Annotated in this window: 16 protein-coding genes; 3 read left to right on the top strand and 13 right to left on the bottom strand. The window is 62.3% G+C overall.

Annotation, left to right across the window (positions count from 1 at the left end; translation table 11 throughout):
* Window positions 1-132: 132 nt before the first annotated feature.
* Both AR306_RS12740 and AR306_RS12735 read left to right on the top strand, forming a co-directional pair.
* Entirely contained in the window at window positions 133-1407 is a 1275-nt protein-coding gene (locus AR306_RS12740) for a bifunctional O-acetylhomoserine aminocarboxypropyltransferase/cysteine synthase (protein ID WP_101497918.1), read from the top strand.
* A 1-nt stretch (window position 1408) separates the two neighbouring features.
* Window positions 1409-2215: a universal stress protein gene (locus AR306_RS12735; RefSeq protein WP_101497917.1), complete on the top strand. Its 807-nt coding sequence runs from the start codon at window positions 1409-1411 to the stop codon at window positions 2213-2215.
* Between the two features lie 36 nt (window positions 2216-2251).
* On the opposite strand, the gene AR306_RS12730 is transcribed toward AR306_RS12735, so the two are convergent.
* From AR306_RS12730 to AR306_RS12720, 3 genes are read right to left on the bottom strand one after another with little or no spacing between them, the layout of a single operon-like run.
* Window positions 2252-3319 carry a DUF3426 domain-containing protein gene (locus tag AR306_RS12730; protein WP_101497916.1) on the bottom strand — a complete coding sequence of 356 codons (1068 nt, stop codon included), beginning with the start codon at window positions 3317-3319 and terminating at the stop codon, window positions 2252-2254.
* A 6-nt stretch (window positions 3320-3325) separates the two neighbouring features.
* Window positions 3326-4204, bottom strand: coding sequence for a 50S ribosomal protein L11 methyltransferase (gene prmA / locus AR306_RS12725; RefSeq protein WP_101497915.1), 879 nt, complete (start codon window positions 4202-4204; stop codon window positions 3326-3328).
* 17 nt (window positions 4205-4221) lie between these two features.
* Window positions 4222-5379, bottom strand: a complete 1158-nt coding sequence (locus tag AR306_RS12720) for a 1-acyl-sn-glycerol-3-phosphate acyltransferase (RefSeq protein WP_101497914.1) — start codon at window positions 5377-5379, stop codon at window positions 4222-4224.
* A gap of 172 nt (window positions 5380-5551) precedes the next feature.
* Between AR306_RS12720 and AR306_RS12715 the strand changes: the two genes are divergently transcribed.
* Window positions 5552-6199 (top strand): SOS response-associated peptidase, encoded by a 648-nt coding sequence (locus AR306_RS12715; RefSeq protein ID WP_101497913.1) that lies wholly within the window; start codon window positions 5552-5554, stop codon window positions 6197-6199.
* Here the strand turns inward: AR306_RS12715 and AR306_RS12710 are convergent.
* The 10 genes from AR306_RS12710 to AR306_RS12665 form a co-directional block, all read right to left on the bottom strand.
* On the bottom strand, window positions 6165-6461 hold the full coding sequence (locus AR306_RS12710) for an HPr family phosphocarrier protein (protein WP_101497912.1): 297 nt from the start codon (window positions 6459-6461) through the stop codon (window positions 6165-6167). The genes AR306_RS12715 and AR306_RS12710 overlap by 35 nt on opposite strands.
* A complete protein-coding gene (gene rapZ, locus AR306_RS12705) occupies window positions 6458-7330 on the bottom strand; it encodes an RNase adapter RapZ (RefSeq protein WP_101497911.1) in 873 nt (290 codons plus the stop codon). Before rapZ ends, AR306_RS12710 begins: the two co-directional genes overlap by 4 nt.
* 3 nt (window positions 7331-7333) lie before the next feature.
* Window positions 7334-7807, bottom strand: coding sequence for a PTS IIA-like nitrogen regulatory protein PtsN (gene ptsN, locus AR306_RS12700; protein WP_101497910.1), 474 nt, complete (start codon window positions 7805-7807; stop codon window positions 7334-7336).
* A gap of 3 nt (window positions 7808-7810) precedes the next feature.
* Complete coding sequence (gene hpf, locus AR306_RS12695) at window positions 7811-8119, bottom strand: ribosome hibernation-promoting factor, HPF/YfiA family (protein WP_101497909.1); 309 nt, start codon at window positions 8117-8119, stop codon at window positions 7811-7813.
* Between the two features lie 233 nt (window positions 8120-8352).
* The gene (locus AR306_RS12690) at window positions 8353-9858 is read right to left on the bottom strand and encodes an RNA polymerase factor sigma-54 (protein ID WP_101497908.1); all 1506 of its coding nucleotides are present in this window, start codon (window positions 9856-9858) and stop codon (window positions 8353-8355) included.
* Between the two features lie 219 nt (window positions 9859-10077).
* A complete protein-coding gene (lptB, locus tag AR306_RS12685; RefSeq protein ID WP_101497907.1) occupies window positions 10078-10803 on the bottom strand; it encodes an LPS export ABC transporter ATP-binding protein in 726 nt (241 codons plus the stop codon).
* A complete protein-coding gene (lptA, locus tag AR306_RS12680) occupies window positions 10800-11336 on the bottom strand; it encodes a lipopolysaccharide transport periplasmic protein LptA (protein WP_101497906.1) in 537 nt (178 codons plus the stop codon). Before lptA ends, lptB begins: the two co-directional genes overlap by 4 nt.
* Window positions 11323-11892 carry an LPS export ABC transporter periplasmic protein LptC gene (lptC, locus tag AR306_RS12675; RefSeq protein ID WP_101497905.1) on the bottom strand — a complete coding sequence of 190 codons (570 nt, stop codon included), beginning with the start codon at window positions 11890-11892 and terminating at the stop codon, window positions 11323-11325. The genes lptA and lptC overlap by 14 nt, the downstream gene beginning before the upstream one ends.
* A gap of 8 nt (window positions 11893-11900) precedes the next feature.
* Complete coding sequence (locus AR306_RS12670; RefSeq protein ID WP_101497904.1) at window positions 11901-12437, bottom strand: KdsC family phosphatase; 537 nt, start codon at window positions 12435-12437, stop codon at window positions 11901-11903.
* The gene (locus tag AR306_RS12665) at window positions 12437-13417 is read right to left on the bottom strand and encodes a KpsF/GutQ family sugar-phosphate isomerase (protein WP_101497903.1); all 981 of its coding nucleotides are present in this window, start codon (window positions 13415-13417) and stop codon (window positions 12437-12439) included. The genes AR306_RS12670 and AR306_RS12665 overlap by 1 nt, the downstream gene beginning before the upstream one ends.
* Window positions 13418-13600 lie beyond the last annotated feature (183 nt).

Raw genomic sequence — 13600 nt, 5'->3', positions numbered from 1 at the left:
CGATTGAAATAAAGCGGCCATTGTAAAGCCCCGCGCGGCGGAGTGCGAGCTTGCCGGCCGACATGCTTGACCGCGGGGGCCAGCGCCGGCATGCTTGGCGGAATTTTCATATCGTCTGCACAGAGGAACGTCATGAAGCTGGAAACCCTTGCCATTCACGCCGGTTACAAGTCCGACCCGACCACCAAATCTGCCGCGGTACCGATCTACCAGACCACCTCCTACACGTTTGATGATACGCAGCATGGCGCTGATCTGTTCGACCTCAAGGTGGCGGGCAACATCTATACCCGCATCATGAATCCGACCAACGATGTGCTGGAACAGCGCATTGCCGCGCTGGAAGGCGGCGTGGCGGCACTGGCAGTGGCGTCCGGCATGGCAGCGATCACCATGAGCATCCAGGCGATTGCCGAGGTGGGCGACAATATCGTTTCCGTGTCCAAACTGTATGGTGGTACTTATAACCTGTTTGCCCATACCCTGCCGCGCCAGGGCATCGAGGTACGCTTTGCCGACCACGATGACATTGCCGGCCTGGAAGCACTGATCGACGGGCGCACCAAGGCGGTGTTCTGTGAGAGCATCGGCAATCCGTCCTGTGCGCTGGTGGATATCGAGGCGCTGGCTGCAGCCGCGCATCGCCATGGCGTGCCGCTGATTGTCGACAATACGGTGGCGTCGCCGGCACTGTGCCGTCCGATCGAGCATGGTGCCGACATTGTCGTGCATGCCCTGACCAAGTACATCGGCGGCCACGGCACCACCATTGCCGGTGCCATTGTCGATTCCGGCAAGTTCCCCTGGGCGGAGAATAAAGAGCGTTTCCCGCTGCTCAATACCCCGGATGTGTCCTACCACGGCGTGGTCTATACCGAGGCCTTTGGTCCGGCCGCCTTCATCGGCCGCTGCCGGGTGGTGCCGCTGCGCAACATGGGTGCGGCACTGTCGCCGTTCAATGCCTTCCTCATCATGCAGGGCATGGAAACCCTGTCGCTGCGCATGGAACGTCATTGTGACAACGCACAGAAGGTTGCCGAATACCTGGCTGCCCACCCCATGGTGGAGTGGGTCAACTATGCCGGTTTGCCGGACCATGCCGAACACGCGCTGGCGCAAAAGTACTACGGCGGCAAACCGTCGGCGATCCTCAGCTTCGGCATCAAGGGGGGCGAGCAAGCCGGCGCACGCTTCATTGATGCGCTGCAGATGATCTACCGTCTGGTCAACATCGGCGATGCCAAGACCCTGGCCTGTCACCCGGCCAGCACCACCCACCGCCAGCTGTCGGTGGAAGAGGCGGCCAGGGCCGGCGTTAGTCAGGATCTGGTGCGCCTGTCGATCGGTATCGAGCATATCGACGACATTCTGGCCGATCTGGGCCAGGCGCTGGACGCGGCCAGATAACATGCAGCACATCATGGTGGCGCATGACCTGAGTGGTCATGCCTGGCTGGCCCTGCAACGGGCAGCGCTGCTGGCCGTGCAGCACGGAGCGCGGCTGACAGTGTTGCATGTACAGGAAGAACACTTGCCAAAGCAGGTGCTGGAGCACAACCGCGAAGCGGCACGTCAACTGATCGGCGGGCAGCTGGAGCAGCTTGGCTTGCCGGCTGCGGAACTGGTGATTGTCACCGGTCGTCCGGTACAAACGCTGGTGGCACAACAGAAGGCGCGCAGTGTCGACCTGCTGGTGATGGGCGACCACCACCAGGAGTCACGGTTGTATTTTTCCGGCACCACCCTGGAGCGGGTACTGCAGCGCAGTACGGCAGCGGTGTTGCTGGTGGTTGACGAGGGGCTGGAGCCTTACCGGCAGGCATTGGTGCCAATGGACTTTTCGTTGTGTGCCTGCAATGCCCTGCATCGCACCCGGTCACTGCTGGCGGCGGATGCCCGCATCCATGCGGTGCATGTGCTGGAACAGGCGCAGGTGCATGGCTGCAGCACCGACGAGCACGAGTGGCAGGCAGAGCTGTTTGCCCAGCTGGTAGCCGACGAGCAGGCAAAAATGCCGGAACATGGGGCGCGGATCAGCCAGGAGCTGCTGTATGGCGAGCTGCATGATTGCCTGGCAAAGGTGATTGCCGGACAGCGACCACAGCTGCTGGCGCTGGGCAAGCACGGGCGAGGCGTACTGGCCGATGCGCTGCTGGGCAGTCTGGCCCAGCACTTTCTGGAACACCCGCCCTGTGATGTGCTGCTGGTGAAGTAGCCGCGTTGTGAAACGAACCGGTTTGTTGCTGCCGGTTTATTCCGGCGAGAGGAATCTCAGGTTGTAACCGGTGGCACGTGCATCCGGTACCAGCACGTCCAGGGCGATGCGGATGGGCGTTTGGGCCGGCATGCTGCTGCGCCCGGCCAGCTCGCCGCCGAGATATTCCTGCGGGCTGAAATTGCGGCTGGCCAGTACCTGCTGGCTGTCATCCATGAAGTTGAGCTGTAACAACGGAAAAGGCTGGGCGAAGGCGGCGCGGTTGTAAATGATGGCGTCGACGCTCAGGGCATTGGCAAATTCCGCATGCGGGCGTACCACCAGGTTGCTGCTGGTGATCTGGTCGACATCGACCCGTCCGGGCAACCTGCAACCGAGCACGCTGCAGGCCGCCTCCACCCAGGGGCGGGTGGCAGGCTGGCGGGCCAGCTGTTCGGTATTGTAGTGGACATACTGCGCCGCCAGCCCCAGCGCTGCCAGCAGGCTGAGCAGGGACCACAGCCAGGTGGCACGGCGACGCTTGGGTTGCCACTCGAGCAGGAGCGGCCCGTCATCAATGGCGTCGAAGTCATCCGTGCTGATTGCCGGCTCGCGGCGCTTGTCGTCATGTCCGGCAGGCAAGTCCTCGTCGTCATCCCGGCTGGCTGCCAGGCCTTCTGGGTAGAGTGGCGGCTCGTTGTCGCTGCCGTCCTCGTCATACTCCCACGCAGTGACAGACTCGTAGCGCACCGGCAACTGGTTCTGTTCCGGGTAGGCGAGGCTGGCATGGGTCGACAGTGCGGCGTCGTGCAAATCATCCTGTGCTTCCTGGCGGGCCAGACGTGCCAGCTCCTGCTCGAAATCCGGGCTATCCAGATCAATGTCCATGTCGTCATGGATCTGCAGCGAGTCGAGGCTGTGCGCTGGCGAAGCCGGTTCATGCCTGTCCGGGTGCGTGACGGCATCCGGCCGGGCTTCCGGGTCCTGTTCAAGAAACAGGCGGGCATTGAATACCTGCATGCACGAGCCGCAGCGTACCGCGCCCTGGGCGGCAAACAGCTGCTGGCTGTTGACCCGGAAGCGGGTACGGCAGTGCGGGCACTGGGTCAGGAAAGTCTTGCTCATGATGGTCTAACGGCGCACACCGCTGATGCGTACCCAGCCGTCCAGCGTATGCGTTGGATCAAGGGTGAAGTGCTCGTGATATGCCTGCCTGACCTCTTCGGCCTGTTCGGCCAGAATGCCGGACAACACCAGGCGGCCGCCCGGACGGCAGTGTCCGGCCAGCTGTGGTGCCAGCTCGACCAGCGGACCGGCCAGAATATTGGCCAGTACCATATCGTATTGTCGTGCGGGCAGTTCGGGTGGCAAACAGAGGCTGAAACGCGAGGCTTCAATGGCATTGCGGCCGGCGTTGTCGGCAGTGGCTTCCAGCGCCTGGACATCAATATCGGTACAGGTGGCGTGCCCGGCACCCAGCAGCAGGGCGGCAATCGCCAGAATGCCCGAGCCGCAACCGAAATCCAGCACGTTGCAGCCTTGCAGTTGCTGGCCGTCTAGCCATTCCAGGCACAGGGCGGTGGTCGGGTGGGTGCCGGTACCAAAGGCCAGCCCCGGGTCGAGCAGCATGTTCACGGCATCCGGCTGGGGGGCGCTGTGCCAGCTTGGCACCACCCACAGGCGGCGGCCGAACTGCATCGGCTGGAAGTCATCCATCCAGCTGCGCTCCCAGTCCTGTTCGGGCAGTTCCTCGACGGAAAATTCGGGCAGTTCGCCGGTGAAGGACAGCAGCAGTTGCTGCTCCAGCGCCTGGCTGTCCTGGCTGTCATCGAACAGGCCCAGCAGGTGGGTTTTGCTCCACAGTGGAGTGGTGCCCAGATCGGGTTCGTAGATCGGCTGGTCTTCGGCATCCATGAAGGTGACCGAAACCGCGCCCATGGACAGCAGGCGGTCTTCGTGCCGGGCGGCGTTGGCAGGGGTGACAGCAAGGCGGACTTGTAACCAGGACATCGGAAAACCTGCGGGAACTAGTGGGCAGCCAGGCTGCGGTATTGGTTTTGCAGCGGGTTGGCATACTGCATGACCAGAAACGGGCGCTGTGGTTCCGGACATTGTGCCAGGCGCTGTTGCCAGACGGCGCGGGCAGCGTCGACTTCGGCCGCACTGAAGACCTCGGCGGGGGCAGGCACGACCAGGCCGGTGTCGCGTTCGTTCCAGTCGTGCCAGGCCAGATAGTTGACCGGGAACAGGCGGTAGTCATGCCAGATGATGCCGTCGATCTGGCTGGCCAGCTCGCGGGCGTCGGCAAAACCGGAGGTGACCGGTGCGGCAAAATGCACATGTACGCGGCCCTTGTAACCGGTGATGCCCTTGGCGATGCTGGCGTCGTCTTCGCCGGGCTGCTTCTCATAGCTGCCGGTGGTGGCGCGGATATAGAGTTCGCGGGCCTTGTCCAGATCGCAGGGGTCGTATTCGTAGCTGATGGCGACCGGTGTCAGGTTCAGCCGGGCCACGGCCGGTACGAAGTCCAGCTGGCGCTGGGACATGTGCAGCATTTTCAGGATGGCGCTGTCGGTACGGTCGTCACCATCCTTGGCACGGCCTTCGGCCTGGGCAATCCAGATGGAGCTGTGCTCCTCCAGCAGGGAGTGGTTGATATAGCCGGACAGCTGCTGGAAGGCGTCGATCTTTTCCCGACGCCCGGTCACCGAGCGTGGCACGATGAAGCTCTTGTTCAGGCGCATCAGGTCGCTGACAAAGGGTTTTTGCAGCAGGTTGTCGCCAATGGCCAGGCGCGGTGTCGGGATGCCGGCCTGGAACAGGGCGTAGTTGACGTAGGCCGGGTCCATGACGATGTCCCGGTGGTTGGCCAGGTACAGGTGTACGCCATTGGGGTCGAGATTGTCGATGCCGGAAAAACTGATGCCGTCGGTGGCCTTTTTTACCGAATGCTCGACATAGGGCGCGACCCGGGCCTGCAGGTCGGCAATGTTGCGGATGCCGGCCGCCTCCTTGCGCATGCGCCAGGCCACCAGCGGGCGCAGCAACCAGCCCAGGCTGCCGGCCAGGGCCGGATAACGGTAGCGCAGAATGACATTGAGAAAGTCCGGGTCTGCACAGAGACGCTGCAGGACAGCTGCCACTTCGTGATCGTGATAGGGACGGATATTGTCGAATGGGCCCATGAGTCTCTCTGTTTCATGCTGCGCGGGGCAGCCGGCAAGAATAAATGCGGTATTATACGCCGTTTGTTGCCGGTGGGGCAGTGGGCCTGCAGGCATGACTGCTGGTTATGGCTGGCCCTGCCGGGAAGGATGGCCGGCCCGGTTGCCGGCAGTGCGCTCGGGGGAGTTTTGCATGAGTGGTCGTTACAGTTTTTACCAGGTGCCGGCGGCCGCGCAGGCCATGCTGCCCGGGCAGACGCCGGAGTTTGTGCCGCGCTGGAATATTGCGCCGCGCCAGCAAGTCTGGATGCTGCATGACAGCGGCACGGGCCGGCAGTGGCGGCAGGCATTGTGGGGCTTTACCCCGCACTGGTCGCGGGACCTGAGCCATGTGGTGGACCATGCCCGCAGCGAAACCGTGGCCGGACAGGATTTTTTTGCCGCGGCGCTGGCAGAACGCCGTGCGGTATTGCCGGCCAATGGTTTTTTTGAATGGCGCGGCAAGGCCGGAACACGCAAGCAGCCTTACTGGCTGAGCCGGCCGGAAAAACTTTTTTACATGGCGGCGCTGTGGGAAGCCTACCCGGCAGCAGGGCGTGAGTATTTCAGCGTTGCCATGCTGACCCGCCCTGCAGCCTACCTGCGCCGGCCCTTGCTGATTGCCGCAGAGGACCTTGACGTCTGGCTGGACCCTGCCACGCCGCGGGAGCGGGTGTTGGCATTACTGGCAGTGCCGGCGCCGGCATTGCAGGAGCGGCGGGTGTCCACGCTGGTCAATGATCCGCAGCAGGACGGGCCGGAATGCATCAGGGTTTTGTCGGGGAGTCCTGGTCTTCGTTGAAGCGATCGTTGACCAGCTGCTGCAGGGCGCTGACAGCCTCGGCAGCCTGTTCGCCTTCGGCACACAAATGCAGCTCGGTACCGGGGCTGGCGGCCAGCATCATCACCTCAAGAATGTTCTTGGCGTTGCATAGCTGTTCCGGGGAAGGGCCGAGGCCGATGTCGCAAGGAAAGCAGGCCGCCAGACTGGCCAGACTGGCCGAGGCGCGGGCATGCAGGCCGCGTTTGTTGCTGATCAGCAAGGTGCAACTGTGACGGTTCATGGGCGTTCGTGCGGCCTGGCGTCGCGGTGACGCACCTGGATGTTGTCGATGGTCGGGCGCAGGGCGGCAGCCAGACGTTCCACCATGTAGACCGAACGGTGTTGTCCGCCGGTACAGCCAATGGCGATGGTGACATAGGCGCGGTTGCTGGCACCGACCCGGGGCAGCCATTTTTGCAGATAATGCAGGATGTCGGTATACATTTCCTGGACGTCTTCCTGTTGGTCCAGATAGTCGATGACCGGTTGTTCAAGGCCGCTGTAGGGGCGCAGTTCTGCCTGCCAGTACGGATTGGGCAGGTTGCGCACGTCAAGGACGAAGTCGGCCTCGATTGGCAGGCCGCGCTTGAAACCGAACGACTTGAGCAGGAACGCGGTGCCGGAAGCAGGCTTGTCCAGCAGCCGCTGCTTGAGCAGGTCGCCCAACTGGTACAGGTTGAGCTGGGTGGTATCGATGTTGATGTCTGCGGCACAGGCCAGGTGATGCAGCAGTTCGCGTTCGTACGCCAGCGCTTCGGAGAGTGAACGTTCACTGCTGGTCAGCGGATGCCGGCGGCGGGTTTCGGAAAAACGCTTGAGCAGGGTGTTGTCGTCGGCATCCAGAAACACAATCTCGAACTGGATGTGTTTTTCCCTGAGCCGGGCCAGCAATGCGGGAATCTGCTCCAGCTGCTGTGGCTGGTTGCGGGCATCGATGGATACGGCCAGGCGGGCCGGTGCCAGCTCTGCCGAGAGCAGGGTGCGATCCACCAGGTCGGGCAGCAGGGAGGCTGGCAGGTTGTCGATGCAGTAGAAATCGTTGTCTTCCAGTACGGCCAGGGCAGTACTCTTGCCCGAACCGGAACGGCCGCTGACAATGACCAGACGCATGAGTCAGGGCTTCCCGGGGCGGGTGGTGGCTTTCAGCACGGCCTGGTATAGCGCCTGGCTGTCCGGCGCCCGGCGCAACTGCTCACGCAGCTGTTCATTGGCGAACAGGGTGGCGATCTGGCGTAGCAGGGCGAGGTGGTCCTCGGTGGCGGTTTCCGGTACCAGCAAGACAAACAGCAGGTCGACCGGTGCGCCATCGATGGCGTCAAAATCGACCGGGCTGTCCAGGTGCAGTACGGCACCCAGCGGGGCGGTGCAGCCTGCCAACCGGCAGTGGGGAATGGCGATGCCGTTGCCAAAGCCGGTTGAACCAAGCTTTTCACGGGCAATCAGGCTGTCGAACAGCAAGCCGTCGTCAATGCCGGGCTGGTCTGCGGCGAACAGCGCGGCGATGGATTCCAGTACTCTTTTCTTGCTGCCTCCCGGCACGCCCGTGAGGGAGCGTGCCGGGGTCAGGATGTTTTCGAGTTGTATCATTGATTAGCGCTCAACGGCACCCTTCTGGCGACCCAGCTGCTTTTCCTTGTGCTTGAGCAGCTGGCGGTCGAGTTTGTCGACCAGCAGGTCGATGGCGGCATACATGTCTTCGTGTTCGGCCTGGGCAACCACGTCACCGCCGGCAATCAGGATGGTGGCATCTACGATCTGGTTGATCTTTTCTACACCCATGGTTACGCGGATGCTGGTGATCTTGTCAAAGTGGCGCTCCAGACGGTTGAACTTGTTGTTCACGTAGTCGCGCATGGCATCTGTGATATCCAGCTGATGACCGGTAATGGTGATTTGCATAGTGCTCTCCTTGGTGGTGTGTACTTCTGGCTTTAGTGTACTGCAAATGATTTTAAATTGGGGAGTGTTTGTGAAAGTATCGGTAACTGCATCACCGGGGCATGGGTTGCGCAAACACGCCGCAAGTACGTCCCTGTAGGCTCCGCAACGCCATCCATGGCGTTGCAGGGTTTGCTCCGCCCATGCCCCGGCGATGCTGCGGTCATGTGCATTCAGCCGGCAGTGCAAGAGGCTTAAAACAGCTGTTTGCGGTCGGTGGAAGAGGGGATGTTCAGTGCCTCGCGGTATTTGGCGATGGTGCGGCGGGCGACCTGGATGCCCTGCTCGGCCAGCAGGGCGGGGATCTTGCTGTCGCTGAGCGGTTTTTTCGGGTTTTCCGCGGCCACCAGCTGTTCGATCATGGCGCGGATCGCGGTCGACGAGCATTCGCCGCCCTGGTCGGTGCTGACATGGCTGGAGAAGAAATACTTGAGCTCGAAGATGCCGCGCGGAGTATGCATGTACTTTTGCGTGGTGGCGCGCGAGATGGTGGATTCGTGCATTTCCAGCGCTTCGGCAATATCGGCCAGGATCATCGGTTTCATGGCAACCGGGCCGTGTTCGAAAAAGCCCGGCTGGCGCCGGAGGATTTCGCTGGAAACCCGGAGCAGGGTTTCATTGCGGCTGTGCAGGCTGCGGATGAACCAGCGTGCCTCCTGCAGCTGGTTGCGCATGAAGGTGTTGTCGTCACTGCTGTCGGCGCGGCGCACATAGCTGGCATATAGGGAGTTGACGCGCAGTCGGGGCGCGATTTCCGGGTTCAGCTCGACCAGCCAGCGCTGTTTGTCCTTGCGCACGATGACATCGGGAACAATGTACTCGGCGGCGCTCTCTTCAATATGTGAGCCGGGGCGCGGGTCCAGGCTCTGGATCAGTTGCACCACTTCGCCCAGTTCGGTTTCGCCCAGACGCATCTGGCGCATCAACCGGCTGTATTCGCGGCTGCCGAGCAGCTCCAGATAGCGGTCACACAGCTGGCGGGCTTCGGCCAGGCGGGGTGTGTTCTTGTCCAGCTGTGCCAGCTGCAGCAGCAGGCATTCACGCAGGTCGCGGGCGCCGACGCCGGTGGGGTCAAATTGCTGTACGTGTTCCAGCATGTCTTCCAGCTCGGCCAGGGTCACGTGCAGGGCCGGATCAAGGCCGGCCAGCAATTCGTCCAGCGGGCTTTCCAGGTAACCGTCGCTGTTGATGCTGTCAATCAGGATGGTGGCCAGGTATTCCGCGCGCTCGTTGAGGCTGGACAGGTTGAGCTGCCACAGCAGGTGGTCCTGCAGGCTCATGCTGCTGGCGGTGGTGGCGGTGAAATCCCAGTCCTCGTCGTCGGCCACGGGCAGGTTGCTGGCGCTGGTCTGGTAGATGTCTTCCCAGGAGGTGTCTACGGCCAGCTCGTCCGGGATGTGTTCGAGGTCGCTGGTATTCTCGCTGCTTTCATTGTGCTCGGGAGCCGGCGGCTCGTGGGCTGCGGGTGTGGTATCGCCATTTTGCGGGTTGTCTGCGGCTTCGGCCAGCGGATCGGCCTCACTGGCATGGCCATCGGCATCAGCGTCGTCCTGGCGCTCCAGCATCGGATTGGATTCCAGCGCTTCGCGGATTTCGTCCTGCAGGTCCAGGGTGGACATCTGCAACAGACGGATGGCTTGCTGCAGCTGCGGGGTCATCGTCAGCTGCTGGCCCATTTTGAGAACGAGCGAGGCTTTCATGGAAACGGAGACACTCCCTATGACTGGTATGCTGTCGGCGCCTAAACCGGCATTAGCAAGATATATGCCTGAAATTATCCGGTTTGACCAGTCTTGACAAATTTGTTGTGCAGGTGGGTAGTTGCCGAAGCGACAGGCCGGGCGATTGCATCACCGCAGCGGCTGCCGGGTTATGGTGGCGCATGAGTCGGGAGGAGGGCCGGTGTGGCAGGTAGTGCGTTAAAGCCGGAAATCCTGCCCCAGATAGACCTTGCGCACGGTGCGGTTGTCCATCACTTCCTGTGGAGTGCCGGAGGCGATGATGGTGCCCTCGTTGACGATGTAGGCGGTTTCGCAGATGTCGAGGGTTTCGCGCACGTTGTGGTCGGTGATCAGCACGCCGATGCCCTTGTCGCGCAGGTGCTGGATGATCTGCTTGATGTCGCCGACCGAAATCGGGTCAACCCCGGCAAAGGGCTCGTCGAGCAGGATGAACTTGGGGCTGGTGGCCAGTGCGCGGGCGATCTCCACGCGGCGACGCTCACCGCCGGACAGGCTCATGCCGGCACTGTTGCGGATATGGGTGATGTGGAATTCCTGCAGCAGGCTTTCCAGCTGCTCCTCGCGCTGTTGCTTGTTCAGGTCCTTGCGCAGCTGCAGGATGGCCATGATGTTGTCACGCACGCTGAGCTTGCGGAAAATCGAGGCTTCCTGTGGCAGATAGCCCAGCCCGGCGGTGGCGCGGCCGTGCATGGCTACATGGCTGATGTCCTGCCCGTCGATGCTGATGCGGCCGTGATCGGCGCGTACCAGGCCGACGATCATGTAGAAGCAGGTGGTCTTGCCGGCGCCGTTGGGGCCGAGCAGGCCGACCACCTGGCCGCTGTCAATGCTCAGACTGACGTCTTTGACCACCTGGCGACCCTTGTAGGACTTGGCCAGGTTTTCCGCGATCAGGGTGCTCATTCTTGGTCCGTTCCGCTTTTCTTCTTGGGCTGGATCACCATGTGGACCCGGGGCTCGGGCTGGCTGACGCTGCCGGGCTGGGCGCGGCCGACATTGACCTGCTCCTGTTTGACGTTGTAGGTGATCTTCTCGCCACGGGTGGTGTTGCCGCTCTGGCTGACCTTGGCCTGGTCGGTGATCACGATGGTGTCCTTGGGCATGAAATACTCGATGGTATTGCCCCAGGCCCTGAGCAGGTCGTCACCCTCGTTGGGGATCTGTTCGTAGTAGGCCTGGTTGCCGACCGACTTGAAGTATTCGACATCGCCGCTCTTGCCCTGAACGAGGGTCACGGTGTGGCCGGTGATCTTCAGGGTGCCCTGGGTGATCACCACGTCGCCGCGGTAAATTGCGGTGCCTTTCTTGTCGTCCAGATCGGCGGTGTCGGCCTGGATGTGGATCGGCTGGTCGCTGTCCGAGGGCAGGGCGCTGGCCAGCGCCGGCAGCAGGCAAACGCCGGCAAGCAGAAGGGCGGAAAGGTTATTCGTTTTCATAACGTCCTCTGACGGTGGAGCGCAGGTGCACGGTTCCCTGTTTCAGGTAGGCGTCCATGCCACTGGCGGTGGTTACGCCCTGGGCGCTGTCAATTTGTACGGGCAGACCGGTAAATGCATGGTCGGTATCGGGCAGATAGGTCAGATGCTCGGTGGCCAGGATGAACGGACGGCCCCGGGCATCGGTGCGTTCCACGCGCACCTGTTCGAACAGCTGGATCTCGTTGCCGTCCGGACCGGCTTCGCCACGCACACCGCGGATGTGCCACGGATATTCGGTGCCGCGGTGCAGGTGCAGGTCGGGAGCGGTCATCAGGCTGATATCGGTTTCCTGCACGTGATCGACCCGCTCGGCGGTGAACTCGTAGTGCAGCAGGCCTTCATCATTGAGCTGCGTGGTGTGGCTGTTGGTCATGTAGAAGTCGATGGTGACCGAATCACTGCCACTGCCGGCAGCCTTTGCCGGGCTGTCGGAGTCGATATTCCAGTAGCCCAGCGCTGCGACCAGTGCGGCTGCAGGGAGCAGGATGAGCCAGTTACGGACCGGGCTGGCCATGGGGAAACCTACAGATAAGCCTGGCGGGCCGCATCCAGCGTGCCCTGGGCATGCAGGATGAACTCGCACAGTTCGCGGGCGGCGCCTTCACCTCCGCGCAGGCTGGTGACGGCATCGGCGTGCTGGCGCACGAAGCTGTTGGCATTGGCCACGGCCACACCCAGGCTGACGCAGCGGATGGCCGGCAGATCGGGCAGGTCATCGCCCAGATAGGCGACATCGCCGTATTCCAGCTGCAACTGTACCAGCACTTCGTCCAGCGCGGTGCGCTTGTCTTCACGACCCTGGATCAGGGTGGGAATGCCCAGGTTGGCAGCCCGGTTCTTCACCACTTCCGAGGTGCGGCCGGTGATGATGGCGGTCTGGATGCCGTTGTTCATCAGCATCTTGATGCCCTGGCCGTCCAGGGTGCTGAAGCTCTTGAATTCGGTGCCGTCAGGCAGGAAGTTGAGGCGGCCGTCGGTCAGTACTCCGTCGACGTCGAAGACCACCAGCCGCACCTTGCGTGCCCGCTCCAGCAGGTCGATGTTGTTGGTATCCAGCATCACATCACTCCGGCACGCAGCAGGTCGTGCATGTTGAGGGCGCCGATGGCCTGCTGCCGGTCGTTGACCACCGGCAGCGAGTTGATCTTGAAGTCCTGCATGATTTTCAGCGCTTCGGCGGCCAGCATTTCCGGACGGGCGGTCTTGCCGCCAACGGTCATCACTTCGTCGATGATGGCGTTGCGGGTATCCAGACCGCGATCCAGTGCGCGGCGCAGGTCGCCATCGGTGAAAATGCCGGCCAGGGCGTTGTCACTGTCGAGGATCAGGGTCATGCCCAGGCTCTTGCGGGTCATTTCCAGCAGCGCCTCGCGCAGCGGCACACCACGGCTGACAGCCGGCAGCTCGTCATCGCTGTGCATCACGTCCTCGACCTTGAGCAGCAGGCGACGGCCCAGTGCGCCGCCGGGGTGCGAGAAGGCGAAGTCTTCCGGGGTAAAACCGCGGGCTTCCAGCAGGGCCAGCGCCAGGGCATCGCCCAGCACCAGGGTGACAGTGGTCGATGAGGTGGGAGCCAGGTTCAGCGGGCAGGCTTCCTTTTCCACGCCGGCATCCAGGCTGGCCGTGGCCGACTGGGCGAGGACCGAGTGCGGGTTGCCGGTCATGCTGATCAGCGGAATGTCCAGCCGCTTGATCAGCGGCAGCAGGGTGACGATCTCGCTGGTGGTGCCCGAGTTGGACAGGGCCAGCACCACGTCACTGGCGGTGATCATGCCCATGTCACCGTGACTGGCTTCAGCCGGGTGGACGAAAAAGGCAGGGGTGCCGGTACTGGCCAGGGTGGCGGCAATCTTGCGGCCGATATGGCCGGACTTGCCCATGCCGACCACGACCACGCGGCCGGGGCAGTCCAGGATCAGCTGGCAGGCCTGTACGAAGCTGTCATCAATGCGGCCGGCAAGATCGGCAATGGAGGCTTGCTCCAGCGCGATGGTGCGCTGTGCCGACTCGATCAGGCGGCTGGCGGAAATTTCGGTCATCGTATTCATGTGTGCGGAAAACAAAAAGGGGATTATATGTCAAAACCGTTGCCGGCTTATAGTCCTGTCGGCTTGTGCCGGCAGTATAAAGCCGTACCGAAACTCCGTCATCGCCGGTATTTCCCTGCAAAGCTTTAGCTGAGGGGGGCACAGTGGTATTATTCGCTCTTTTACGCGTGCCGG

Origin of the sequence: Thiopseudomonas denitrificans (genome assembly GCF_002866065.1) — a bacterium.
Classification (GTDB): Bacteria; Pseudomonadota; Gammaproteobacteria; order Pseudomonadales; family Pseudomonadaceae; genus Thiopseudomonas; species Thiopseudomonas denitrificans.
This window is presented reverse-complemented; position numbering and strand designations above follow the sequence as displayed.